Genomic DNA, 26298 nt, shown 5'->3' on the forward strand with positions numbered 1-26298 from the left:
TTCTGATCATATCTGTTTCATGATTCATTCTATGTTTGCTGACACGATTCAGCAACCCAGATTTTACTGGTATTCACAACAACAAGGCGAGGCTCCCCACATGCTGACGCTAACAGTCAATGATATCCGCCTGGGCTGCACTGCAACCGACTGGCAGGATGCCCTGAACCAGGCCAGCCAGGATCTGCAGGACGCAGGCCGGACCACTCCCGACTACCACGCGGGCATGCTGGCCAGGGAGCAACAGTCCTCCACCGTCCTTGGCAACGGCATTGCCATCCCCCACGGCACACCGGAAAGCCGCGACGCGGTTACCAGCACAGGCATCCGCGTGTTGCAATTTCCAGGCGGCGTTACCTGGCATGACAACGCCACGGTGTATGTCCTGGTCGCCATTGCGGCCCAGTCAGATGAGCATCTGGATATCCTGCGCCACCTGACCCGCGTACTGGACAAACCCGGCCTGTCACAGAAACTGGCCGAGGCCGATGACACCGAGGCGCTGGTATCCCTATTGTCGAAGGAGCCAGTGGTGCCAAAATGCGACGCTCAGACCCTGTGCCTGGGCGTTAACACCCGGGCCACCAGCGAACTGGCCATCAGCGCTGCGGCCAGGCTGCAGGGGCTGGGCTGTGTCGACGCCAGCTTTATGAAGGAAATTGTCAGCCAGCCACCCGTCGGGCTGGGCCAGGGGTTTTGGCTGGTTCACCACAGCGTTGGCAGTATCCGACCTGCGCTGGCACTGGCAACACCCAAAGAACCCAGCGACAACCTCGCCGGCGTTTTCTGCCTGGCGGGCCCTGGCGACGACTGCCGCGAATTGCTGGAACGTATCGATAATTTCCTGGCCCAGAACATCCCTCTGGAAAGCCAGTCCGTGGATGCCGTACTTTCCCGGCTTTCCGGTGAGCAGGCCAATGCGGTCAGCGACCGGGTGCGCCTGCTGAATACCCATGGCCTACACGCCCGGCCCGCCAAACAACTGGTACAGGAAGCCCGTCAGCACAAGGCAGACATTCGCATCCGCCTGGAGGACGGCGATGGCAATTCGGTATCGGCGACCAGTCTCACACGGATCATCGGCCTCGGTGCCCGCAGGGGGCAAACCCTGATCATATCCGCAACCGGCGACGATGCGGAACAGGCGGTAGAAGCCGTTTGCCAGGCCATCAATGACGGGCTCGGAGAAACCGTCTCCCCGCTTCGACAACAACAGAGCCAGCCGGCGCCTGCCGAGCCGGAACCCGAACCTCTGACCGATGACGAACCCCTGAAAGCGGTCGCCGCCTCACCGGGCCTGGCTCTGGCACCCGCCTTCGTCATGCGCCAGCCAACATTGGACTACCCCGCCACCGCCAGCGATGCCGGTGAACAGACCAGCCGACTGGGCCAGTCCATCGACGAGGCCGACGGACAACTGCGCACGCTGATTCGCCAGGCCGAAGGCGGTGAGGCAGCACCGATTCTGTCGGTGCATGTGGAAATGCTTCAGGATGACGATCTCTACCAGGCCGCCCTGGAAGCCATCAACGAAGGCGCGTCCGCCGAAGCCGGCTGGTGGCTCGCCATTGATACCGCCGCGCGGGCCCAGGAAGCACTGGCAGACCGGCTTCTGGCAGAACGAGCGGCAGATTTTCGGGATGTTGGCCGGCGCGTGCTGGCCAACCTCTGCGGGGTGGCCATGCCGACACCACCGGACGAACCCTATGTACTGGTGGCGGACGACCTTGGCCCTTCCGATGTGGCAAGGCTGGACACCCAGCGCGTTCGCGGCCTGATCACAGCCCGTGGTGGCGCCACATCCCACAGCGCCATCCTGGCTCGGGCGCTGGGGCTCCCTGCCGTGGTCGGGGCTGGTGATCGTATCCTGACCATCAGCGACGGAACGGACCTGGTGGTCGACGGCGAACGCGGCTGCCTGGTGCCCAATCCCGGCGCCGAGCGCCGCGACCGCATTGACCGTCGCCTGGACCAACTCACCCGCCTGCAGGCAGACGCCCACGAGTGCCGGAACGAGCCAGCCACTACCACCGATGGCCACACCATCGACGTATGCGCCAACCTTGGCAACACCGCCCACACCCCGGATGCTGTCGACCGGGGCGCCGATGGCATTGGCCTGCTGCGCACCGAATTCATTTTCATGGAGCATCCGGACGCGCCTGACCTGGACACCCAGGTGAAGGAATATCGCCATGCCTTCGACGCCCTCAACGGCCTGCCACTGGTCGCACGCACCCTCGATGTGGGTGGTGACAAGCCCCTGGATTACTGGCCCCTTCCCCACGAGGACAACCCCTTCCTTGGGCTGCGCGGTATTCGCCTGTCGCTGACGCGACCGGAAATCCTCGAAACCCAGGTGCGCGCGCTGCTGACGGCTGCCGACAACCGCCCACTGCGAATCATGTTTCCCATGGTCAAGGACCTGGAAGAGTTTCGCGCGGCCAAGGCCATCGTCGAACGGGTCCGCGCCGAGATTCCCTGCCAGGGCCTGCAGGTGGGCGTGATGATTGAAGTGCCCTCCTGTGCCCTATTGGCCCACACCCTGGCACCGGAAGTGGATTTCTTCTCGGTGGGCACCAATGACCTCACCCAGTACACCCTGGCCATCGACCGTGGCCACGGCCAGCTTTCGGCCGAGTCCGACGGGTTGCACCCCTCGGTACTGCAACTGATCCGCATGACCGTCGAAGCCGCCCATGCTCACCAACGCTGGGTGGGTATCTGTGGCGAGCTGGCTTCCGACCCACAGGCTATTCCGGTATTGCTGGGCCTGGATGTGGACGAGCTGTCGGTGACCAGCCGCAGAGTGCCATTGGTCAAAGCCTGTATCCGAGGGCTGAGCCGGGAACACGCCCGTGAACAGGCGAAACTGGCGCTGGGCAAAGCCACCGCAGCCGAAGTGCGCGACGCCCTGGAGACACTGTAATGGCCCGCGTACTCACCATCACCCTGAACCCGGCGTTGGACCTTAATGCCGAGACCGACTCAATCCGACTGGGTAACGTGAACCGCTCTCGGTCCACACGCCTGGAAGCTGCCGGCAAAGGCATTAACCTGGGCCGCGTGCTGTCACGCCTCGGCCATACCGTGACCGTGTCCGGACTGCTGGGAGACATCGACGCCGCGCCCTTCGATCGGCTGTTCTCGTCTGACATCCTGGCAGACCACTTTGTCCGCATCCCCGGGCAGAATCGCATCAACGTCAAAATCGCCGAAGGCAATGGTCGTGTGACCGATCTTAACGGACCAGGCTTCGAGGTACCCTCGGATGCCCTGGCCCAATTGAAGGCACGCCTCGGTGACTTGAAGGGCCGGTTCGATGCCATTGCCATTGCTGGCAGTCTTCCCGGCGGCTTTCCGTCCGAAGCACTGGCGGAACTGGTCACCCTGGCTCGCGAAGCAGACATCCCAGTGTGGCTGGATACCAGCGGCGCAGGCCTCACAGCCGGACTCAGGGCGCTGCCAGACGGCATCAAGCCCAATACGGAAGAGCTGGCCGAATGGGCCGGGCACCCTCTGGAGAGCCTGGACGCCATCGCCGAGGCAGGTCGCTCACTTCAGGCCACCGGCATCGCCAATGTGGTGATTTCCATGGGCGAAAAAGGCGTGCTCTGGCTGTCGCCGAAGGGCAACTGGCAAGCGTCGCCACCGCCCGTGACCGCCACCAGCACGGTCTGCGCCGGCGACACTTTGCTGGCTGGAATGATTCACGGATTGCTCGAACATCATCACCCGGAACAGGTGCTGTCAACCGCCACCGCGCTGTCGGCCGAGTGCGTGCGCCACATCGGCGTTGGCGACCCAATGGCCGACGACTTTATCCAACTGATTCAGCAAACCCGTGTCACTCTCTACACCTCCTTCACCCCCTGGCCCGGGCACAACAACAATGGGGAGATGCCATCATGAAACTGATCATTGTAACCGCCTGCCCTCAGGGCGTGGCCACCAGCTTCCTGGCGGCCCGGGCCCTGGAACGGGCCGCGCAGCAAAAGGGCTGGGAAGCCAGAACAGACATTCGCAGCCCGCAGCAACCACTGTCGTCCCTGCCCGAGGATGTCATCGCCTCGGCGGACTTGGTCGTTGCCGCAACAGGAACACCAACGGACCTGAACGCCTACGCCGGCAAACGCCTCTATCAGGTCCCGGTAACGGCCGCCCTGCCCGATCCCGTGGCGATTCTGGACCAGGCCGAAAAGCAGGCCGAGCCCTATCAACCAACCGAGGCTTCACAGCCCGAGCCCGCCACCTCAGGTAACGCAGGCAAACGCATTGTCGCCGTCACCGCCTGCCCCACCGGTGTTGCCCACACTTTTATGGCGGCAGAAGCCCTGACCGCCGCCGCGACCGCGGCTGGCCATCAGATCCGCGTGGAAACCCAGGGCTCCGTGGGCGCACAGGACCCGCTGACCGCCGAGGAAATCGAGGCGGCGGATGTGGTGATCCTGGCCTGTGATATCGAAGTCGACCCCAGCCGTTTTGCCGGCAAGCGGCTTTGGCGTACGTCCACCGGCAGCGCCCTGAAAAAGCCGGGGCCCACCATTGATGACGCCATGACCAATGCCTCTGTCGAGGAAGGCCAGAAAAAAGCGACCTCAGGAGGTGGTGGCGAAAAACGCGGTCCCTACAAGCATTTGCTGACCGGCGTGTCTTTCATGCTGCCCATGGTGGTGGCCGGCGGCCTGCTGATCGCCCTGTCATTCGTGTTCGGCATTGACGCGTTTGAAGAGGAGGGCACCCTGGCAGCCGCGTTGATGCAGATCGGCGGCGGCACAGCCTTCCAGTTGATGATCCCTCTGCTGGCCGGCTATATCGCCTGGTCCATCGCCGACCGGCCGGGCCTTGCACCCGGTATGATCGGCGGTTATCTGGCCGGGACTCTCGGCGCAGGCTTCCTGGGCGGCATCATCGCAGGCTTCCTGGCGGGCTACGTCGCCCGTTTCGTCAGCCAGAAGCTGCCAATGCCCGAGAGCATCGAATCCCTCAAACCCATCCTGATCATTCCGTTGCTGGCCAGCCTGGTTACCGGCCTCGGCATGATCTACGTGATCGGCGAGCCCGCTGCCGCCCTGATGGATGGGCTGACCGGTTTCCTCGAGAGCATGGGCACCACCAACGCCATCCTGCTGGGCGGCATTCTCGGGGCCATGATGTGCTTTGACCTGGGTGGGCCGGTGAACAAGGCCGCCTATACCTTCGGTGTCGGTTTGCTCTCGGAAGGCAGCGGTGGTTCCGCCCCCATGGCAGCGATCATGGCCGCCGGCATGGTGCCAGCCATCGGCATGGGTGTGGCGAGCTTTATTGCCCGCGCCAAGTTTGCCGAGGCCGAACGGCAGGCCGGACGGGCCTCCTTTGTGCTGGGGCTGTGCTTTATCTCTGAAGGCGCGATCCCCTTCATGGCCAAGGACCCGCTGCGGGTGATTCCGGTGTGCATGGTGGGTGGTGCCATCACCGGCGCGCTGTCCATGCTGTTCACTGTCAAGCTCATGGCACCCCATGGCGGTCTATTCGTGCTAGCCATTCCCAACGCGGTAAGCACAGTACTGCCCTATGTGGCCGCCATTGCCATCGGTTCGCTGGTGATCGGGTTTGGCTACGCCATGATCAAGACCGGCAAGGCCGAGGTGGCAACCGCCTCCTCATAGCAGACCTTCCCGTCCGGGGGCGCTTGACGCCCCCGGTATTTGCGGCGATGGTATCCGCCAGATCCACACACAAGGACGCCGTGATGAAAATTCTGTCTACCCTGATCCTGGCGATTGCCACCGTTGTTTCCGCGTCACTCATCGCCAACGGCCTGACCGGGCTGCGCACTGGAGACCGGTTCGTCACCGTTAAGGGCGTTGCGGAACGGGAGGTGCAGGCGGACCTTGCACTGTGGCCCCTGCGTTTCGTCGCTACCGGCAACAGCCTGGACGAAGCCCGCGAGAAGGCCCGCAGCAGCCGCGAAGCCATTATGGCCTTCCTCAAGCTACAGGCCATCGACACAGACGCGGTGGAACTGCAACGCCTGGACGTTACGGACACCCAGGCCAATCCTTACCAGGAAAGCAACGGCCAGAAATTCATCATCAACCAGACGCTGATGGTGCGCAGCAACAATATCGAGCGCATCCGCCAGGCCGCGCAATCGGTGAGTGAGCTGGTGGATTCTGGTGTCATTCTGTCATCCGATTATGGCCCGGGTGGGCCGACTTACCTGTTCAACCGGCTGAACGACATCAAGCCGGAGATGATAGCCGAAGCCACCGCTGCCGCCCGCGAGGCCGCCGCACAGTTTGCCAGGGACGCAAAAACCGAACTGGGGGACCTGCGCCGCGCCAATCAGGGCGTATTCCAGATCCTGGCCCGCGACCAGGCGCCTGGCGTCAGCGAGGGCCAGCAACCGATTAAAACCGTCCGGGTGGTCACCACCGTGGAGTACTATCTCAAATAGGCAATCGCCACCGACTACTGGGTCTGCACCATTTCATCAGTGACCTGATACCTTCCGCCCAGCCAATGCAGGATTTCCCTGGCGGCCGGATGATCAAAACGGTGATAACACTCCGTTAAAGCCTGTTGCCGTTCGGCACTGATTCTTTGTAAGCCGGCATCCTGAAGCAAAAGCAGATCGGCCTGCACCTGCTGTGCCAGCTCCCCGCCCAACACCTCCGCTGCAGCCCGCTGAAAAGCCTGGCCGTACTGATACCCGGCCCCCTGATCGTAGCTACGGGCCAGGGTGATGGCCGGAATCGTTGTGAGCGTTGGCTGTAACGCGGGATTAATGGCGTGGCCAGACAGGTACGGGCCGTTGGCCGCTGTCCTGCCGGTGAATGCCCGCAGGTGTAGATGACGGGACATACGATCACCGTCATTCACCGGGTAGTTATCCCACAACACCGGTTTGCGCCCCAAAGCTTCCGAAACACGCTGCAAGTGGCCCGGCGATATCTCCCGTGAACATACCTCCTCGCCGGTCCAGAACACCTGCACGGACCGGTCCAGTGCCTTGCCAAGATCTTCCAGGTAACGCTCGGGGCGGGGACCAAACACCCGGTCCAGAACCGGATCGTCGGAGTAGTAGCTGGGGCAGACTGTGAGTTGGTCCGCTGAACTGTGTTCTGCTACCCAATGAATGATGTCCGCCTGTCGCGCCGCCAGTTCCGGCGTATCGCTTTTCATGTCATCAAACAGGATCGCCAGGTCTGTGGTACCCAGTTGATCGAACGCTGCCAGTTTTCGCGTCAGCGCCGTTTTCGCCGAGTCATCGAAATTGTTGAACACCTCGAACGGGCTCAGGCCAATGCCAAACCGAACTCCATGGCTACGACAAAACCGGGCGAAGCTTGCCAGTTCATCAGCTTCCTCTTGCGGATGCAGCTCGCTCCACCGGCGCCTGAGAAAGGCATCCGCCTTGGGCGCGTACCAATAGTTCCGGTAACCATGGGGAGCCAGTGCCGCTACCAGCTGCCGACGCTCTTCCCAGCTCCACAATGGGCCATAGAAGCCTTCAATGATTCCCAGCGGGGGTTGCTCTGCCATTGGCGTTTCCATTTCGCGAGTACACAGACGGTCTACAGTCCAGAGGGTATCTCATCAGGCTGTGGGGGTCACCGGACAAGTTTAGCAATGTCGGCTAGACTTCTCGTACTGATGATGTAGTGATGAGCAGTGACGATTCACATCCGCTCTCCGATTACCCATGAGGATAAGGGGCCTGGCAAATGGACATAAAAAGCTTTGAAGACCTGATTGAGTGGGCTCGCGAGCTCCACGCCCACCTGTCCCGGTGTTTATCGGAGTGCTCAACAAAGAACAAGGAGGAGCGGGCCCGGGCGCTACTGACTTACCTCGCGGACCATGAAGCCGAACTGGAGCGCATCACGGCGGAGTTCGAGAAACAGGCCGATTCACAGGCCTTGAAAACAAAACTGTACGATTATCTGAACGATGAACACAAGGCCATCAAAACCCATCGAACCTGCGATGATCACTACGCCAATATGGACTTCGACAGCATTGTGCGAGAGATCTTCAGCTTCCACGACCAGCTGATAGATCTGTATGACAGCCTGGCAGGCAAAGCTGAGATACCGGAGGCAAAGGAACTGGCTGAATCACTACGCGCCATGGAGGAGAACGAAGCCATGAGGCTGGCAAGGCAGATTGGCATGATGGACGACGTTTGAGCCCTTCCATTCACAAAGCATGAAAACTGGAAATTGCGAGCTCCTAATAGTACTGTACATACAAACAGCTTTTAGGGCTCCGCATGAAGACTCGCGCGACACCGCTCAACCCAAAGAGCCGGTACCAACCCATTGTCACGGACCGCCAATACGACGATGGCTGGTATCAGAACCCTGCTGACGATACCTGCCCGGACTCCCTGGCTACGGAAGTGGTGGATGAGCAAGTACGCACGATTATCAGCCGCAATCAGTCCCCGGATGTGCCGTTTGACCAGTCCATCAATCCATACCGTGGCTGTGAGAAGGCCTGCATCTACTGCTTTGCCCGGCCGACCCACGCGTACTGGGACATGTCACCGGGACTGGACTTCGAAACGCGGCTAATCGCCAAGCCCAATGCTGCGGAACAGCTTCGCAGGGAGCTTGATAAACCCGGTTACCGGGTGTCGCCCATCGCCCTTGGCGTGAATACTGACGCCTATCAGCCAGTCGAGAAGCACCGGGAAATTACTCGTAACATACTCAAGGTACTGGCCGAGTACCGCCACCCGGTCTCCATTATCACCAAAGGCGCGTTGATCCTGCGTGATCTGGACTTGTTGTCAGAATTAGCCGGCCAGGGCCTCTGCTCCGTCCGGGTCAGCCTGACCACACTGGATAACACCCTGAAACGGCAGATGGAGCCGCGTACCGCAGCGCCGGCCACACGCCTGAAAATCATTCGTGAACTGGCGGCCGCCGGTGTTCCGACCGGCATCATCCTGGGGCCGGTTATTCCGTTCATCAATGATCATGAAATCGAAAGCATTCTTGGAGCCGCTGCCGAAGCTGGCGCGGAACGGGCGAGTTGGATCATGTTGCGCCTGCCTCTGGAACTGGATGAGCTGTTCCAGGACTGGTTGCAGCGGCACTTTCCGGACCGGGCCAGTCATGTGATGAATCGCATGCGCGATTTGCGGGGTGGCAAAAGTTACGACACCCAGTTCGGGCGCCGGATGACGGGAACGGGCCCCTACGCAGACCTTGTCCGCCAGCGCTTCGCAAAACGCGCCAGACAACTGGGCCTGAACCTTCATCAGACAGCCCCTCTTAGAAGCGACCTCTTCAGGCGCCCTGCGGGTGAGCAGATAGGATTGTTCTAGACCAGGAACATTGCCTCACGCTGACCAGCGAGAGAAAGTCGTAAGACCTATGTCGTACAGATGCCGGTTTTTCGTTCCGTTTCTTATCGTTTATTGCTAACTTGAACTAGCATGAAGGGTTACTCACCCGACAACGGGTGAAGCTCTCAACACAACAACGACAAAAGAGGCTAGAAGAGCAATGAAGATCCGTTCTGTTCTATCCGCGGCTGTGCTGGCTGTAGCAACTACCTTTGCTTCCACACAAGCCCTCGCCCAAGACACCTTTACCCTGCGCCTGGCAGAAACCTGGGGGCCCAATTTCCCGATTTTCGGCGATACCACCAAACGGTTCGCTGAAACCGTCGAGAAGATGTCGGACGGCCGCCTGAAGGTCCGCATCGACTCATCAAACAAGCACAAAGCACCTTTCGGTGTCTTTGATATGGTCAAGGCCGGCCAGTACGACATGGGCCACTCCGCGTCCTACTACTGGAAAGGCAAAGTACCCAATACCCTGTTTTTCACCAGCATGCCATTCGGCATGAACGCCATGGAACAATACGCCTGGTTCTACCACGGCGGTGGTATGGAACTGATGCAGGAGGTTTACGAGCCTCACAATATGCTGTCGTTCCCGGGTGGTAACACCGGCGTTCAGATGGGCGGCTGGTTCCGCAAGGAAATCAACTCCCTGGAAGACCTTCAAGGTCTTAAAATGCGCATCCCCGGTTTCGCCGGTGAAGTGTTCGCGGAAGTGGGCGTCAACCCAACCAACATCCCGCCGGGCGAACTGTACACAGCCCTGGAGCGCAACACCATTGATGCGGTTGAATGGGTAGGACCATCTCTGGACCTGCGTCTCGGCTTCCAGCAGATTGCGGACTACTACTACACCGGTTGGCATGAGCCCGCCACGGAGCTTCAGTTCCTGGTGAACAAGAAGGTATGGGAAAAGCTGCCCGCTGACCTGCAGGAAATCATGCGCATAGCCATGCGCACAGCTTCCTACGACATGCTGGTTCACTCCCAGCACGCGAATGCGGAAGCCTGGGCCAACATCAAGGAAGAGTACCCGAACGTGCAGATCAAGAAGTTCCCGCAGGAGATCTTCCAGGCCATGCACGAAGCCAATGAGAAGCTCCTGAAGGAAGCGGCCGAAAACAACGAACAAGCGGCAAGGATTGTGGAATCCCAGCAGGAATATCTTGAGAAGAGCCGGGCGTACACGGACATTTCCGAACGCGCCTATCTCAACACTATGGCAGAAGTCGAGTAACATATCGGCAGTAACTGAGCCGGGATCGCTCTAGCAGTGATCCCGGTTTTGTCGTTTATAGCAATTGAAAAATCGCTGGTTCGCCGGCGGAGGACAATCAATGCGTTGGATTATCAAGTTGGACGAGGGCTTGGCCTACTTGTCCATTTTTTGCGGCTGGGTGGCCTGTGCCGCAATGATTCTGATGGCCGGTAACGTTTTCTTCGATGTCGTGGCCCGCTACGCCTTCAATGAGGTATGGATCGGTATGCAGGAAATGGAGTGGCACCTCTATTCGGTGGTGTTCCTGCTGGGTATCCCCTACGCATTGCGCACGGATGGCCATGTCCGGGTGGATGTCTTCTACACCCGCTGGAGTGACAGGACCAAAGCCTGGGTCAACATCGTTGGTGCCATCCTTTTTGTCATCCCCTTCGCCTATCTGATCTGGAACTACGGCTACAATTTCGCCGTTGAGTCCTACAGCATGGGTGAAGGCAGCGGCGACCCGGGCGGGCTACCCCATCGCTGGGTGATCAAGAGCGTGATCCCGATTTCCGCGGTGTTTACCGGCATCGCCGGGTTCAACATGGTGACCTTCGCAATACGGGTTATCTCCGGCGAGAAAACCTATGAGCCGAAACACGGCGCGGAGGGTCTCGCATGATCGGTATGATTATGTTTGGAGCTGCCCTACTCCTGCTGATGCTGGGTTTCCCGGTTGCCTTTACCTTTGGCGGCGTCGCCCTGTTTTTCGGGATCTATGCTGAAGGCATGGACCTGTTTGCCTTCATGCCCTACCGCATCATGAGCGTCATGCAGAACACGGTGCTGATGGCGGTTCCGTTGTTCATTTTCATGGGCGTAGTGCTACAACGCACGCGACTGGCCGAGCAATTGCTAACCTCCATGGGCCGACTGTTTGGCGGCTTGCCAGGGGGCCTGGCTATTTCCACGATACTGGTAGGTGCGCTACTTGCGGCCTCAACGGGCGTGGTGGGAGCCAGCGTCGTAGCGATGGGGCTGATCTCTCTCCCCGTGATGCTGGCCCACAATTACGACAAGCGGCTTGCTACAGGCACTATCTGTGCTTCCGGCACTCTGGGCCAGATCGTACCACCCTCTATTATTCTGATTATCCTCGGGGATGTGTTGGGGCTACCGGTTGGCGACCTCTTCAGGGCAGCCGTCATACCGGGTGTGGTGCTCGTAGGTCTATACATCATCTATATTCTGGTCCTTACCCGTTTCAAGCCCGAAACCGGGCCCGCCATGCCAGACGACAGCGGCCTGTCACGTGGAAAAGAAATCCGCGCAGCGTTGCTGGCCATTATTCCGCCACTGGCGCTGATCATCGTTGTTCTGGGCTCCATCTTTGCCGGCATTGCCACGCCCACGGAGTCCTCAGCACTCGGTGGTGTCGGTGCGGTGGTGTTGGCCATCATCTACCGCCAATTCTCCTTCAAGATGGTGTGGGACGCGTCGAAGGATACCGTCAAGGTCACCGCCATGGTGTTCGCCATTCTGGTGGGCGCTACCGCGTTTTCGATGGTGTTCAGCTACACCGGCGGCGATTACCTGCTGGAAGAATGGTTGCTGCAGCTTCCTGGCGATAAATGGGGCTTCATCATCCTGGCCATGCTGGTCATTCTGGTGCTGGGTTTCTTCATCGACTTCGTGGAAATTTCGTTCATCATCGTGCCCATCCTGGCACCGGTGGCGGAAGCCATGGGCATCAACATGCTGTGGTTCGCGATTTTGATTGCCATGAACCTGCAAACCAGCTTCCTGACGCCCCCATTTGGGTTCAGTCTGTTCTATCTCAAGGGGGTATCACCACCCGGTGTGCAGACCACCGATATCTACAAAGGGGTATTACCGTTTATCCTGATGCAGGTATTGGTGCTGGCGATGATCGTCATTTTCCCGGAATGGTTTGGTATGAGCGCGACCTACTGACGTCGGCTCCAGCTGACCGCACACCTACAAGCCGGGGCCTCGCAGCCCCGGTTTTTTTGCCCGCCATCCCCGGCTTTTACCCTTTTCCTATTGTTCCAATAGCGTCTCTCCCCACTCCAGAGATATGACAAAACACGCTTGTTTTCTATACTAAAGACGAAGCAGGCGATTCTCAGTTGTGATATCGGGACACGCCCTGATGCTGAATCACCGTCGGCCAAGCCAGCCGACTTCAGTCCGTGATTAACCAGCTGATAAAGGGAGATATGTATCCATGAGCCAAAGCACCGCCCGGAAGACCCCAGCGCCCCCCAACGACCGACCGGAGAGCAGGCCCCACGTTCTGACGTTGCCCCTGGAAGAGCAGCAAGCGGATCGTGAGCCTCATAGTTATGAGCGCTGGCTGATCGCCAAGCTGATGCGCATGGCCGGTTCACCACCGCTACGATTCCAGCTGTGGAACAATGAATTCATTGATCCCGAAGAAGGCAATGCCCGATTCACACTCAAACTGACCGACCCCAAGGCGCTGTTTACACTGGTCACCAACCCCAACCTGGCCTTTGGGGACCTATACAGTGCAGGCAGATTGCAAGTAGATGGCGATCTTTCGGAGCTGATGGAGACACTTTATCGCTCAATTCACAACGCCAGGCAAAAATGGCCCAAATGGCTGGAAGCACTTTGGCGCAACCACAACCCCCGCTCAACCGGCGTCTCTGAAGCCAGGGAAAACATCCACCATCATTACGATCTGGGCAACGAGTTTTACCGGCTCTGGCTGGATCATGCCGAGATGCAGTACACCTGCGCCTATTACGAAACGCCGGATTTGACCCTGGAACAGGCCCAGTTGGCAAAGCTGGAGCATGTTTGCCGCAAGTTACGACTGAGACCCGGCATGACGGTTGTGGAAGCCGGCTGTGGCTGGGGCGGTCTGGCGCGCTATATGGCCAGGAATTACGGCGTGAAGGTACATTCCTACAATATCTCGAAAGAACAGCTGACGTACGCTCGGGAAGAAGCCAGGCGCCAGCAACTGGACCACCTGATTGAGTATGTCGAGGATGACTATCGCAACATCAGCGGCCAGTACGATGCCTTTGTGTCCATCGGCATGTTGGAGCATGTCGGCAAGGACAATTACCAGGCGCTGTCGGAGCTGATCAGCCGCTCCCTGAAGCCGGGCGGTCTGGCGTTACTGCACAGCATCGGCCGCAACCGGCCCATGCTGATGAATGCCTGGATTGAGAAACGCATCTTTCCGGGTGCATACCCCCCAAGTATCTCGGAGTTCATGGGCCTCTGCGAACACAGCGATTTTTCGGTGCTGGATGTTGAGAACCTGAGATTGCACTACGCTCAGACCCTGACCCACTGGATGGAACGGTTCAGGACCAACATGGACGAGGTCACAGAGATGTACGACGGGCATTTTGCCCGAGCCTGGGAAATGTACCTAGCAGGCTCCATAGCCGCCTTCCGGGCCGGTTCACTGCAACTGTTCCAGGTGGTCTTCACCCACAGCGGGAACAACCAACTGCCACAAAACCGCCAGGACATCTACTCGTCCCGCGCAGCTCCGGAGACATAATCATGGACTACTATGACCTGATTATCGTGGGTGCCGGGCCGGCAGGCTCCACACTCGCCCATGCACTGCAGGACAGCGGCAAACGCATTCTGGTGATCGACAAGCAGGACTTCCCAAGGGACAAAACCTGCGCCGGCTGGGTTACCCCTGCGGTGATGGACAGTCTCGACATCGATATCAACAGCTACAGCATCGGGCGAACCCTCCAGCCCATCCGGCGGTTCCGTATAGGCATGATGGGGCAATCGGCGGTGGAAAATGACCACGGTGAGATTGTCAGTTACGGCATACGGCGCTGCGAGTTCGATGCTTTTCTTCTGGACAGGACGACCGTGCCGAAGCAATTGAACACACCGGTCAAGTCCATTGTTCGTCGCGATGGCAACTGGGTGGTCAACGATACCTGGGAGGCACCCCTGATCGTAGGCGCCGGCGGCCATTTTTGCCCGGTGGCGAAGTTGCTGGGGGACGGTCCCGGAAGCCACGAAGTCGTGGTGGCGGCCAAAGAAGTGGAATTCGAGATGACGCCCCAACAGGCCGACGTGTGCGAGGCCCGTGGCGACACTCCCGAACTCTGGTTCTGCCGCGACCTGAAGGGCTATGCCTGGGTGTTCCGAAAAGGCAATTTCCTCAATATTGGCTTAGGCCGGGAAGACAATCACAAACTGACCGAGCACCTGAACGCTTTCGTGGAGGAGATGAAGTTCGAAGGGCGTATACCGTCAGATTTACCGGGCAGGTTCAAAGGCCACGCCTACCTCCTGTACGCCCATGCAGAACGACCGCTGGCCGACGACGGGCTGTTGTTGATTGGTGATTCCGCCGGCCTGGCCTATACCCAGAGCGGCGAGGGAATTCGCCCGGCCATTGAGTCAGCGCTGTTGGCGGCGGACCTCATTCGCGATCGGGAGGACTACTCTGCCCAATCACTGCAAGCTTACGGCGAAGCCATTGCCGGCCGTTTTGGGAACCGCGCCACGCCGCAGGATGAGGGCTGGCAGGTGCCGGACTGGGTCAAAATGCCATTGGCCAGCACCCTGATGCGGTCCCATTGGTTTACCCGCAAGGTGGTCACCGAGAAATGGTTCCTGCACCAGCAGGTGCCACCGCTGGCGACGGTTTCCCAAGGCTGAGGAAATGTAAAGAGTCGGAAAGGGCAGCACCCTTATGGCGCAAGGGTGTTATTGCCCCAAATAGCTCCGGTACATCCACACGGTTTTTTCCTGCTGAGAGATGTAGTCGCTCATCAACGCGACAGTACCCTCATCATCCGCGTCGCCAGCCAAGTGAAGCAACTCCCGCTGCTTACCAATCAGCTTGGCAAAGCTGTCCACGATATTTTCCACCGCCTCTTTGCCGTCAGACACATCCTTACGCTCCGGCACCTCTGATTTCTCGATGTAGGTGCTGTAAGCGTGCGCCGGGCGATGTCCCAATGTCAGTACCCGCTCGGCGATTTCGTCAATCTTTAGCAACAGATCGTCATAAAGCTCTTCAAACTTGGCGTGCAGTTCGAAAAAGTTGTCACCTTTGATGTTCCAGTGATAGCCACGAACGTTCATGTAGAAGATCTGGTAGTTGGACAGCAGATCGTTCAGCGCGCTCGCCAAACTTTGGGTCTTTTCAGTGTCGAGACCAATAAAATTCTTGCTCATAACGTGTCTCCTTAACAGTTACCGGAATGTACTGGCTGTCAATTTAACCTGGGATCACAAATAGATAAAGTTTAGTTATCCAATTCTCATGATAGCCCAAAACAATGACTGGAAAATAAGATTCTATAGCCATTTACTATCAAAATACTGAAAACAATTTACTTAAAAATAATTCTCAGTTGCTGTTGAATGGATTTGTATCCATTAAGTACGCGGAGCCGAGCATGAGTACCCTGAAGATGTTTTTTCACGACCATGGTGCAAAGGGTGACAACTCGTTGCTAAAAACCATTACGTTCGCCATCACTCACTTCACCGTGGCCTTTACCGTGGCCTATCTCCTGACCGGCGACATCCTGATCGGCAGCCTGATTGCCATGGTCGAGCCCGCCATCAACACTGTCGCCTACTTTTTTCATGAGAAGATATGGGCGCGCAAGCAGCAGATTACAAGGGACGTGCCCAGAGCAGATGTCACCTCGGTGGCGCGGAGTTTCTGATCAGAGCCCGCTTCCATAGCCAGAGGGCCCATTAGCCGCCTGGACCGCAATCCAGGCAGTGCTCAATCGGTTTCGGGCCGATATCCAGCTTGCGATTGAGGTCACGCAACGCCGTTCGGACCCCTTCCTCGATCACCGGGTGGTAAAACGGCATGGTCAGCATCTCGCTCACGGTCATGTGCTTCTGCAGCGACCACGCCAGCAGATGGCCAATGTGCTCGGCCGCGGGGCCGAACATTTCCGCGCCCAGGAACAACCCACTGCCCCGCTCACCGTACAGGTGCAGCAAGCCCTTGTTGGCGCCTATAACGCGGCTGCGCCCCTGCCCTTCAAAAGAGACCTCACCAACGGCATAGTACCCCTTACAACGCTCATCGACTTCTTTGAGAGTCATACCAACAGTGGCGATCTGCGGATCGGTGAACACGACTCCCAATGGCACTCGGCGCAGTCCAGCCCGTACCTCCGGATATCGGGCGGCGTTGTCGCCAGCTATTCGCCCCTCGTCGGCCGCCTCATGAAGCAGAGGCACCTCATTGTTGGCATCTCCTGCGATAAAGATATGACTGTCACCACACTGAAGCGTGTAGTGATCGAACAGCGGCGAGCCATGATCATCCTGGGCAATATCCGCGTTCTGCATGTCCAGACTGTCGACATTGGGGCGACGACCCGTTGCCGCCAGCAGATAGTCGAACGTTTCCGTGACTTCGCCACGATCCGCATCCAAAAAACGAATGCAGACGCCATCGTCCGTTCGCTCAACCGAGCGGACCTTTGAGCGGGTATCCAAGGAAAATTCTTCATTAAACGTTTTCAGGGCGTAGTGGCGGATTGTTTCCTCCTGAAGCGGCCCAAGGCTTCCGCTGACGCCGAACATCCGTACCCGGACACCCAGCCGGCTGAGCGCCTGCCCCAGTTCCAGGCCGATTATTCCGGGGCCGAATACGGCAACGGACCCAGGCAGGTCATCCCACTCGAAAATGTCATCATTCACCACCAGTCGGTCCTTGGCGTCCTTGAGAAAGCTAGGGATGTTCGGCCGGGAACCGGTGGCAATGACCACCCGCGCGGCTTCCACTTCCACTTTCTCGCCGACAATAAGCCGGTGAGGCGACAGGAACCGGGCCTGGCCGCGAAGGCGGTGGGCCTCGGGGAACCCCTCTACGGCCTCCACCACAAAGCTGACGAACCGATCCCGCTCCCTGCGGACACGGTCCATCACTTCTTTGCCGTCAATTCGGACATCACCGGGGTGAACACCAAACATCGGTGATTTTTGCAACTGATGGGCACTGTCGGCCGCCGCAATTAAAAGCTTGCTGGGCATACAGCCTACGCTGGCACAAGTAGTACCGTAGGCACCGCCTTCAATCAAAACGATATTGTCCGTATGCTTGCGGGCAGCGCGATAGGCGCTCATGCCAGCGGTACCCGCGCCAATAACAGCCACATCCACCTTGCGTTTTTCCACGTCTACGACTCCCCTGACTGCCTACAAAATTCATGATCCTGCCTCAGTATAGGAGTGAATACGGGAAACCGTTCAGTTGCCAACCCAAGACATCGCAATATTCAACGCAGGACTTTTTCAACCGCGCCTTCTAGAATGACGCCCTGCACCGGAACTTTCCTGGAGATAAAAGGTATGCACAACTACTGGCCGGAATTCATCACCGTCGCCCTCGTTCATTTCCTGGCCGTCGCCAGCCCGGGGCCAGACTTTGCCGTGATGCTTCGCCAGGCGCTGTGTCAAAGCCGCCGCAACGCCCTGCTAACGGCCTTCGGAATTGGCACTGGGATTCTGATTCACGTGGGATATTCCCTGCTGGGTATCGGCCTGATCATCCAGCAGTCCCTGGTGCTGTTCAGCATTCTCAAGATTGTTGGCGCCCTGTATCTCACCTGGATCGCGATACAGTGTTTACGCTCGAAAGCCGGTGGTATTCATGTAGAAACGGAAAACAGTGAGCTGCAATCCGGACTGGCAGCCTTTAGGCTTGGTTTCCTGACCAATACCCTGAACCCGAAAGCCACACTGTTCTTCGTCTCACTCTTTTCGGTGATCATCAGCCCGGGCACGCCGATTGCGATTCAAACGGCTTATGGCGTCTATATGGCAGTGGCCACCGGTCTGTGGTTCATGGCCGTGGCGGTATTCTTCACCCTACCGCAGATCCGCAAGGGCTTTAACCGTTTCGGCTATTGGCTGGACCGACTGATGGGAGGCGTTCTGTTGTTGCTGGCGGGGCAGTTGTTGTTTTCAACGGTTTCCGGAGATGGAAACCTTCCGGGAAAAGAATAATCAGAGCAGCCCTGGCCCGTTTTCAGGCAAGCCGGGGCGCCGGTCTGTAATTCACAGGCTACGCAACAGCTCTTCCGTTTGCTTCCAGCCAATGCAGGGGTCCGTCAGGGAGCATCCGTAAATTAAATCGTCGCTGTCATTTTGACGCCCTTCTTTAAGAAAACTTTCCAGCATCAAACCAACAATATTTCGGTTACCCGCCCGCTTCTGGAGCATGACTTCCTTCGCTATCTCCAGTTGCCGCGATGATTGCTTCTGAGCGTTGTCATGACTGCAATCCACCATGATAGAAGCGGATATTCCCGCACTCACCAGCGACTCCGTTGCTTCACGAACACTCTCAGCGTCGTAGTTGGTGATGCCTCGCCCGCCCCGCAATACCAGGTGTGTATCGGGGTTGCCTTCAGTAATAATCATCGCGGGTGCGCCATTATTGCCTACTCCGAACCGGTGATGAGGATGGGCGGCCGACTTCATGGCATTGATGGCGACGCCAATACTGCCATCGGTGCCATTTTTAAAACCGGTCGGCATCGGCAGACCACTGACCATTTCGCGGTGAACCTGGGATTCGGTGGTGCGGGCACCAATGGCGGTCCAGCTTACGAGGTCGCCGAGGTAATCCATGGCGAATGGGCTCAGGGCTTCCGTGGCCAATGGCAGGCCCATGTCTGACAGGTTCAACAGCAGGCGCCGGGAACGTAGCAGGCCTTCGTTGAGGTTACCGGTGCCGGTGCGCTCCGGGTCATAGAGCATGCCTTTCCAGCCAACGGTGGTTCGGGGTTTTTCGAGGTAGGCACGCATCACAATCAGGAAACGGTCGCTGACATTATCCGCCAGTGCTTTGAGCTTCTCGCCATACTCCAGTGCCGCCACTTCGTCGTGGATGGAGCAGGGACCGATGACCACCAGAGTTCTCGGGTCCTCGCCGTTGAGTATCCGGCGAATAGCATCGCGGTGCTGGCGAATCCGTGCCTGCATGTGAGACGGAACCGGCAGGCTGGCTCGCAGTTCGGCTGGTGTCGGCAGCGGCACTTCCCGGGTTCCCGGCTCAGCCTCTGATGACTGCTGGGGCTCGTTCAGTGTCTCGATGTTCAGCGACATGTTCATGGTCAGTGTTCCCGTTTCCCTGTGTCAGAATCAAAAAAGCCCCGGCTGGTGGGCTACCAGTCGGGGCTTTTTGAGTCCGGTGGCAGCCTGGGTTTCTGCCGGGCTGCCTTCCTCGTTATTCGGTCGATGAAGATCTTATGGGCGGCCCGGGCTCTGGCTAAAATAGCCATAACCAAACCACCAAAAAAACACAGCAGCGACCGCAGCAATCGATTTTTCACCGAAAGCTTTCAGAACATTCAATTGACAGGTCGTGTGTGTCGTCTTCATGCTTTCCAATATATATCCCCGGTTTCCGGCTTTGCAACCCATAAATTCGGTTTTTTGCAAGTATTGCAGCCTTACCAGTCCCGGAGTCAGTCATGAACACAACGATGAATCGTCGGCCCACACTGTCTTTGTTGCTGGTCCTGCTGTTTTTTTCAAGCGTTCTTACGGCGGCGCCTGAGGCCCGTACTTACCAGTTGACGCAACGCTCCGCAGAGGGTGTGGCACAACAGATCCGAGAACTCTATCCGAATGGCCAGGTATCGATAACCGCCCGGGGACAGCAGATGGTGATGAGGGGCGAGCCAGAAGTACTGGATGAAATCGGTAGGCTTGTGGACACCATGGATGTCGCCCCCTCACAGATGCGAATTACTGTTCGTTCCCGTCACAATGTAGACGCCAAAACCGGTGGCGGCGGTTTCTCCGTCAACAACAATCAGGTCAGCGTCCAGGCAGAACGCAAGGTCACTACGACACGACGGAACCAGGAGCGCATGCTAATCGTTCAGGACGGGCAATCCGCTCATATTTCCTCCGGCCAGGTCCGCACCGTACCCGTCGCTATCCGCGGCGGCCGAAATCCAGCGGCGTTTCTGGGGCAGATCGAAACCCGTAGCGGCTTTCTGGTCAGCCCACAGGTGATTTCAGATCAGGCGGTCGAATTGAACATTGTCTCTTTTGAGGGAGACCCGGAGAGCAACCCGCCGGGCTACGATACCGAGGCAGTGATGACCATACGTCGAGTAGAACCCGGTCAATGGGTGGAGCTTGGCAGCACGCGCCAACGACGAGTCGGTGAGCAGTCCGGCATCACCTACCAAACCGGGAACAGCCACCGCCAGAACCAGACCTTCGAGGTAAAAGTTGAGGTTCTGTAAGGCCGCTCAGGCACGGTGCCTCAGCAATACACTCTTGGCTTCGTTGATTTTCGCTGCCAGGTAGTCATTGCCGCCTCTATCCGGGTGGAGTTTCTGGATCAATCGTCGATGCGCCTGCACGATATCGTCGTCTGTACAGTCAGGCGCAACCCCCAGAATCTCACAGGCTTCGCTTACCGACATATTGCCGGAACTGGCACTTTGTTGCCTGCGCTGACGGTGGGTGGCAGTGTCTTCGTGATCAGATTCACTGTGCCGGCTCTGCCCAAACAGTCGGCTGATAGCCGGGGCAAATTTCAGTAAGGCTGGCAGCTTTCTCAGTAGTGGTAAAAGGGCGGCCACCGCAGCGGTCAGCACATGCACCCGCCCCGTCAGTACCATAAATAGCAGCAACGCCGCGCCCGCCACTAATACGATTTTCCAGGTGGCAGCCTTTTTTTTCTCCGGCGACAACGCGCCCCACTGTTTCAGGACGACAAATACGGCCGCCGCCAGTGCAATACCAAGAATCCATTGCATTCGCCAATCCTTATCGATGACCGGGTCGTAAATCTGTCATTCTAGTTTGGCAACCTAATAAACGGGAGAAGCTCCTGGCCCTCGCTTGGGCAAGGTAGACGAAGACGCCTGGAGCGCAGTAATTTTACGCATTTTCACTGACAAATCAGTGACAGCGACCCTCTCGCTTGTATAGGATGCTATTCTTTGCGGTTTGTTGACGAGTACTTGCCAACACAGCCCCCGACGAGCCAGGCAACTCCATCCTCACGAGATCCGGAGCCTGTAAAACTAACGCGATTACCTGTAACGGACATACCACCCCAGGACCTGAATTATGCGCACTGCCTCCCGCTTCCTGATTGTAATCATTTTTCTTGGTGTCGTGCTCGGCGGCATCTTCGGCTACAAGTTCTATCAGTTCGGCCAGATGCAGGAACAGATGTCCCAGGCTCAACCGCCTGCACAGATTTCTGCAACCGAAGCCCGTACTGAAAGCTGGACGCCCGCGATCAAAGCGGTGGGTAGTATAGAAGCAGTCAACGGCATTGAGGTTGCCAACGAAGTCCCCGGCGTGATCGAGAAGATCAGTTTCGAATCCGGCGACACCGTCAAGCAGGGCGATATATTGATTCGCCTGAACGCAGAAATCGACGAAGCAGCCCTTCGTACCCGTCGGGCCGAATCCCATTTGGCGGAGCAGGAATTCCAGCGGATAGCCGATCTGCTTCCAAAGCGAGCCGTCTCCCAATCGCAGTATGACGAGGCCAAGGCCAATTTTGATGCAGCAAAAGCTCGGGTAAACGAAGCAGAAGCACAGCTCAGCAAGAAGGTCATCCGGGCTCCGTTCGACGGCACCCTCGGCATCCGGATGGTGGATCAGGGCGAGTACATTGCCACCGGCACCCCAATTGTGGAAATCAACATGCTGGACCCGATTTATGTTGACTATACCCTGTCCGAGAAGGATCTTCCCAAGGTAGAAACCGGCTACCCGGTGGTGGCAACCGTAGCGGCAGTTCCTGAGCAAACGTTTGATGGTAAAATCAGTGCCATCAACACGTCAGTCAACCCCGAAACCCGTACCGTTCGGGTTCGAGCCACCCTGGATAATCCTGAAAATCGCCTGCGCCCAGGTATGTTTGCCACCATCCAGACCAGGCAACCACAGGACAAAGACGTCGTGACGTTGCCGCGCACGGCCATTTCCTATAACACTTATGGCGATTTCGTATTCGTCGTTGAAGAAAACGACAACGGCGATCTGGTGGTGAACCGTCGTACCATCACCACCGGCGAAACACGCGATACCCGGGCGGCGGTGCAGTCTGGCCTTGAGTCGGGCGAAACTGTGGTTTCCAAGGGCCTGCTTCGTCTGCGCGCCGGCCAGAAGGTTGAAATCCAGAAGGACGAGCAACCGCAGGAGGCGTCTGAGTAATGCGATTCACCGACATCTTTATCCAGCGTCCCGTTCTGGCGACGGTGGTCAGCCTGCTTATCCTCCTGCTGGGCGCGCGGGCTGCCATGGAAATGGAAATCCGGCAATACCCGGAACTGGAAAGCACCACGGTTACTGTGACCACCGCGTATCCGGGCGCCAGCTCAGACCTGATCAAGGGCTTTATAACCACGCCCCTGCAACAGGCTATTGCCGAAGCCAGTGGTATTGATTACCTGACCTCCACCAGTTCCCAGGGCACTTCCACCATCCAGGCCAAGATGGTACTTAACTACGACGCCAACGCTGCGCTGGCAGAGATCCAGGCCAAAGTGGCCAGCCAGCGCAACGTGCTGCCCGCCGAGGCACAGGACCCCGTAATCACGTCTACCACGGGGGATTCAGCGGCACTGATGTACATCGCGTTCTACAGCGAGGAACTGACCGTTCCTCAGATCACCGACTACCTGACCCGGGTGGTGCAACCCAAGCTCCAGGCCCTCTCCGGTGTCGGCAAAGCGGACCTTCTGGGCCGAACCTTCGCCCTGCGGGTGTGGCTTGACCCGGAGCGTCTGGCTGCCGTGGACATGACACCCCAGGAAGTGATCGCCAAGCTTCGCGCCAACAACTATCAGGCCGCTGTCGGTAACACCAAGGGTGCTTACACTGAAGTCAGTATGACCAGCGACACCGATGTCGCCGACCCTGACAAGTTCCGCAACCTGGTGGTCAAGCAATTCAACGGTTCCCAGATTCGCCTGCAGGATATCGCCCGGGTTGAGTTGGGGTCCCAGACCTACGACCAGTTGGCCCTTTACAAAGGCCAGCCCGCAACTTACGTGGCCATTGAATTGGCGCCCGGTGCCAACCCGCTGACGGTGGCCGGACTGGTGAAAGACGAGCTTCCGGAAATACGGAGCCAGTTACCTTCAGGCCTGCAGGTGCGCCTGGCTTACGACGCCTCGGATTTTATTGAAAATTCCATCAATGAGGTTATCAAGACGCTGCTGGAAGCTTTGGGCATCGTGTTGGTAGTGGTATTCCTTTGCCTTGGTTCCCTTCGCGCTGCCATCGTACCCTCAGTGGCCGTGCCACTGTCGCTGATTGGCAGTGCCTTTATCATGTTGGCGTTCGGTTTCTCGCTAAACCTGCTGACGTTGCTATCCATGGTTCTTGCCATCGGCCTGGTAGTGGACGACGCCATCATTGTGGTGGAGAACGTCCACCGACACATCGAGGAAGGTGAGTCCCGCTTCCAGGCCGCCATCAGCGGTGCCCGGGAAATGGCAGTACCCATCATCGCCATGACCACCACCTTGGTGGCGGTTTATGCCCCTATCGGTTTCATGGGCGGGCTGGTCGGTTCGCTGTTCACCGAATTTGCCTTCACCCTGGCGGGCGCCGTGGTCATTTCGGGCATCGTCGCGCTGACCCTATCACCCATGCTGTCAGGCAAGGTGCTCAAACCCCATGGCAACCCAGGTCGTTTCGAGCAACTGGTGGAGCGCACCTTCAACGGCCTGTCCGGTGCCTATAAGCGTGCACTGAGCTCGCTGATGCAAACCAAATCCGTGGTGGTGTTCTTTGCAGCAGTGGTGCTCGGCTCAATCTATTTCATGGTGATGATGAGCCAGAGCGAGCTGGCACCCACGGAGGACCAGGGCATCCTGTTCTACCAGGGACTTGGGCCGCAAACATCCACCTTGAAGTACCTCCAGGAGCATGGTGACGAAATCCAGAACCGTATGTCGACCGTGCCAGGTTACGAAGAAGATTTCATGATCATCGGCATTACCGGTCCAAATGCGGTGTTTGGCGGTTTCAAAATGGCCCCCTGGAGTAGCCGGGATATTTCCCAGTTTGATGCTCAACCCGCGCTGGCCGCAGAACTGAGCAAGGTAACCGGCCTGCAAACGGCGGTATTCCCACGCCCCTCCCTACCCGGCTCCGGGGGCGGCCTGCCCTTCCAGTTCGTGATCACCACCGGCAACAGTTACGAACAACTGGACCAAGTGGCGGATGAGTTGCTGGGCAAAGCTATGGGCAGCGGCAACTTCATGTTCCTGCAGAAGTCCATTAACTTCGACCGGCCCGTCACTCGTATCGAGGTGGACCGTGATCGTGTGGCCGATCTGGGCCTGTCGATGCAGGACATCGGCCAGACATTGTCGAGCATGCTCGGGGGTGGCTATATCAATCGGTTCAATATGGAAGGCCGGTCGTATCAGGTGATCCCTCAGGTGGACCAGCAATACCGCCTGGATGAGCAGAGCCTGAATGAATACCAGATCCGCGCCGACACCGGTGAACTGGTTCCGCTGGGCAGCGTCGTGAATTTCACCCATGACGTTGAGCCCTCCAACCGAACCCAGTTCAACCAGCAGAACTCGCTGACACTGCAGGGTGTTGTCATGCCAGGTGTAGCAGCGGGTACCGCTATGGATTTCATGGAAAAAACTGCGGCGGAGGTCTTTCCCCAAGGCTTCAGTTCCGATTACACCGGCCAGAGTCGGCAGTTGGCAACCCAGGGTAGCGCTCTGATGGTGACTTTCTTCCTGTCACTGCTGGTGATTTACCTGGTGCTGGCGGCTCAGTTCGAGAGCTGGCGTGATCCGTTTATCATTCTAGTCTCGGTACCCATGTCGGTAGCCGGTGCCATGGCCTTTATCGTGCTCGGCTTCGCCACCATGAACATTTACACCCAGGTGGGCCTGATCACGCTGATTGGGGTGGTTTCCAAGAACGGCATCTTGATTGTCGAGTTTGCCAATCAATTGCAGAAGGAACGCGGACTGGACAAAATTGAGGCCGTGATTGAAGCGGCTGCCATTCGGCTGCGCCCCATCATCATGACCTCCCTGGCGCTGATCTTCGCCATGGTGCCGCTGCTTATCGCCATAGGCCCGGGCGCGGAAAGCCGGTTCGCCATCGGCCTGACCATCAGTGCAGGCCTGGGCATCGGTACGCTGTTCACCATTTTCGTGTTGCCCGCGTTCTACATCCTCCTGGGCCGTGACCACCACGGCTCCACGGCGGATGACGACGCAAATGGCAGCACTGGGAACACGGCTCACGCCCAGTGACCCTTGGAACGCTCTTCTGGCTGTTTGTAGCCGGCTTCGCCACCTGGTACTGGTGGCGGGCCAAGGCCATCAAGGACTTTGTGCTTCAGGCAGCCAGAAACTACTGCAAGAAAATGGATGTGATGCTGCTGGACGACGCCGTGTACCTGCGTGGCGTATGGTTCAAGCGTGACGACAACGGCCGCACCCGGGTGTGGCGCCGCTTCCTGTTCGAATTCACGTCAACCGGAGAGGAACGCTACCTCGGCCGAATCATCATGCTCGGCCCTCGCATCATCCATATGGAGCTGGACCCCCACCGTTTCGGCCCAGACCTCTGACCTCCGGGCACATCCCCCTGTAGACGCGACAGATCCCCTCCCCCAAATGGGCGATTCTTACTCCCGCCCCAATCACAAATAATCTTCCACGCATTGGCGACAAAAAGCGGCCCCAACAGGGTGGCTTTCTCA

22 protein-coding genes are annotated in these 26298 nt (G+C 58.1%); 17 read left to right on the forward strand and 5 right to left on the reverse strand.

What is annotated here, in order from left to right:
* Positions 1-100 precede the first annotated feature (100 nt).
* From ptsP to AC0B60_RS10240, 4 genes are all read left to right on the forward strand, one after another.
* On the forward strand, positions 101-2929 hold the full coding sequence (gene ptsP, locus AC0B60_RS10225; protein ID WP_465085711.1) for a phosphoenolpyruvate--protein phosphotransferase: 2829 nt from the start codon (positions 101-103) through the stop codon (positions 2927-2929).
* Positions 2929-3912 (forward strand): 1-phosphofructokinase, encoded by a 984-nt coding sequence (gene pfkB, locus AC0B60_RS10230; RefSeq protein ID WP_465085712.1) that lies wholly within the window; start codon positions 2929-2931, stop codon positions 3910-3912. Before ptsP ends, pfkB begins: the two co-directional genes overlap by 1 nt.
* A complete protein-coding gene (locus AC0B60_RS10235; RefSeq protein ID WP_465085713.1) occupies positions 3909-5648 on the forward strand; it encodes a PTS fructose-like transporter subunit IIB in 1740 nt (579 codons plus the stop codon). Before pfkB ends, AC0B60_RS10235 begins: the two co-directional genes overlap by 4 nt.
* A gap of 83 nt (positions 5649-5731) precedes the next feature.
* Positions 5732-6439, forward strand: coding sequence for an SIMPL domain-containing protein (locus tag AC0B60_RS10240; protein ID WP_465085714.1), 708 nt, complete (start codon positions 5732-5734; stop codon positions 6437-6439).
* Between the two features lie 14 nt (positions 6440-6453).
* Here AC0B60_RS10240 and AC0B60_RS10245 read toward each other — a convergent pair whose 3' ends face one another.
* Positions 6454-7527, reverse strand: coding sequence for a beta-N-acetylglucosaminidase domain-containing protein (locus AC0B60_RS10245; protein ID WP_465085715.1), 1074 nt, complete (start codon positions 7525-7527; stop codon positions 6454-6456).
* A 182-nt stretch (positions 7528-7709) separates the two neighbouring features.
* On the opposite strand from AC0B60_RS10245, the gene AC0B60_RS10250 reads away from it, so the two are divergent.
* The 7 genes from AC0B60_RS10250 to AC0B60_RS10280 all read left to right on the forward strand — a co-directional run bounded on the left by AC0B60_RS10250 (position 7710) and on the right by AC0B60_RS10280 (position 15242).
* Entirely contained in the window at positions 7710-8174 is a 465-nt protein-coding gene (locus tag AC0B60_RS10250) for an ATPase (RefSeq protein ID WP_465085716.1), read from the forward strand.
* A gap of 83 nt (positions 8175-8257) precedes the next feature.
* Positions 8258-9319 (forward strand): PA0069 family radical SAM protein, encoded by a 1062-nt coding sequence (locus AC0B60_RS10255; RefSeq protein WP_465085717.1) that lies wholly within the window; start codon positions 8258-8260, stop codon positions 9317-9319.
* Between the two features lie 181 nt (positions 9320-9500).
* Positions 9501-10577, forward strand: coding sequence for a TRAP transporter substrate-binding protein (locus AC0B60_RS10260; protein WP_465085718.1), 1077 nt, complete (start codon positions 9501-9503; stop codon positions 10575-10577).
* A gap of 100 nt (positions 10578-10677) precedes the next feature.
* The gene (locus AC0B60_RS10265; RefSeq protein WP_465085719.1) at positions 10678-11223 is read left to right on the forward strand and encodes a TRAP transporter small permease subunit; all 546 of its coding nucleotides are present in this window, start codon (positions 10678-10680) and stop codon (positions 11221-11223) included.
* The gene (locus tag AC0B60_RS10270) at positions 11220-12515 is read left to right on the forward strand and encodes a TRAP transporter large permease (protein ID WP_465085720.1); all 1296 of its coding nucleotides are present in this window, start codon (positions 11220-11222) and stop codon (positions 12513-12515) included. The genes AC0B60_RS10265 and AC0B60_RS10270 overlap by 4 nt, the downstream gene beginning before the upstream one ends.
* Positions 12516-12789: 274 nt before the next feature.
* Complete coding sequence (locus tag AC0B60_RS10275) at positions 12790-14109, forward strand: class I SAM-dependent methyltransferase (RefSeq protein WP_465085721.1); 1320 nt, start codon at positions 12790-12792, stop codon at positions 14107-14109.
* Positions 14110-14111: 2 nt separating this feature from the next.
* Positions 14112-15242 carry an NAD(P)/FAD-dependent oxidoreductase gene (locus AC0B60_RS10280; protein WP_465085722.1) on the forward strand — a complete coding sequence of 377 codons (1131 nt, stop codon included), beginning with the start codon at positions 14112-14114 and terminating at the stop codon, positions 15240-15242.
* A 48-nt stretch (positions 15243-15290) separates the two neighbouring features.
* On the opposite strand, the gene AC0B60_RS10285 is transcribed toward AC0B60_RS10280, so the two are convergent.
* Positions 15291-15764 (reverse strand): Dps family protein, encoded by a 474-nt coding sequence (locus AC0B60_RS10285; RefSeq protein ID WP_465085723.1) that lies wholly within the window; start codon positions 15762-15764, stop codon positions 15291-15293.
* A 224-nt stretch (positions 15765-15988) separates the two neighbouring features.
* On the opposite strand from AC0B60_RS10285, the gene AC0B60_RS10290 reads away from it, so the two are divergent.
* Positions 15989-16264 carry a DUF2061 domain-containing protein gene (locus AC0B60_RS10290; protein WP_465085724.1) on the forward strand — a complete coding sequence of 92 codons (276 nt, stop codon included), beginning with the start codon at positions 15989-15991 and terminating at the stop codon, positions 16262-16264.
* A 31-nt stretch (positions 16265-16295) separates the two neighbouring features.
* On the opposite strand, the gene AC0B60_RS10295 is transcribed toward AC0B60_RS10290, so the two are convergent.
* Positions 16296-17738 (reverse strand): dihydrolipoyl dehydrogenase, encoded by a 1443-nt coding sequence (locus tag AC0B60_RS10295; RefSeq protein ID WP_465085725.1) that lies wholly within the window; start codon positions 17736-17738, stop codon positions 16296-16298.
* A 174-nt stretch (positions 17739-17912) separates the two neighbouring features.
* Here AC0B60_RS10295 and AC0B60_RS10300 point away from each other — a divergent pair, with 174 nt between their 5' ends.
* A complete protein-coding gene (locus AC0B60_RS10300; protein ID WP_465085726.1) occupies positions 17913-18569 on the forward strand; it encodes a LysE family translocator in 657 nt (218 codons plus the stop codon).
* Between the two features lie 51 nt (positions 18570-18620).
* Here AC0B60_RS10300 and AC0B60_RS10305 read toward each other — a convergent pair whose 3' ends face one another.
* Positions 18621-19679: a 3-deoxy-7-phosphoheptulonate synthase gene (locus AC0B60_RS10305; RefSeq protein WP_465085727.1), complete on the reverse strand. Its 1059-nt coding sequence runs from the start codon at positions 19677-19679 to the stop codon at positions 18621-18623.
* A gap of 362 nt (positions 19680-20041) precedes the next feature.
* Between AC0B60_RS10305 and AC0B60_RS10310 the strand changes: the two genes are divergently transcribed.
* Complete coding sequence (locus AC0B60_RS10310; protein WP_465085728.1) at positions 20042-20827, forward strand: secretin N-terminal domain-containing protein; 786 nt, start codon at positions 20042-20044, stop codon at positions 20825-20827.
* A gap of 6 nt (positions 20828-20833) precedes the next feature.
* Here AC0B60_RS10310 and AC0B60_RS10315 read toward each other — a convergent pair whose 3' ends face one another.
* On the reverse strand, positions 20834-21346 hold the full coding sequence (locus AC0B60_RS10315; RefSeq protein WP_465085729.1) for a DnaJ domain-containing protein: 513 nt from the start codon (positions 21344-21346) through the stop codon (positions 20834-20836).
* Positions 21347-21662: 316 nt separating this feature from the next.
* On the opposite strand from AC0B60_RS10315, the gene AC0B60_RS10320 reads away from it, so the two are divergent.
* Genes AC0B60_RS10320 through AC0B60_RS10330 form a run of 3 tightly spaced genes read left to right on the forward strand, consistent with a single transcriptional unit; the run spans position 21663 to position 26166 of the window.
* On the forward strand, positions 21663-22763 hold the full coding sequence (locus tag AC0B60_RS10320; RefSeq protein ID WP_465085730.1) for an efflux RND transporter periplasmic adaptor subunit: 1101 nt from the start codon (positions 21663-21665) through the stop codon (positions 22761-22763).
* The gene (locus tag AC0B60_RS10325) at positions 22763-25846 is read left to right on the forward strand and encodes an efflux RND transporter permease subunit (RefSeq protein WP_465085731.1); all 3084 of its coding nucleotides are present in this window, start codon (positions 22763-22765) and stop codon (positions 25844-25846) included. The genes AC0B60_RS10320 and AC0B60_RS10325 overlap by 1 nt, the downstream gene beginning before the upstream one ends.
* On the forward strand, positions 25843-26166 hold the full coding sequence (locus tag AC0B60_RS10330; RefSeq protein ID WP_007155520.1) for a DUF3301 domain-containing protein: 324 nt from the start codon (positions 25843-25845) through the stop codon (positions 26164-26166). The genes AC0B60_RS10325 and AC0B60_RS10330 overlap by 4 nt, the downstream gene beginning before the upstream one ends.
* Positions 26167-26298 lie beyond the last annotated feature (132 nt).

Source organism: Marinobacter sp. V34, assembly GCF_055524115.1.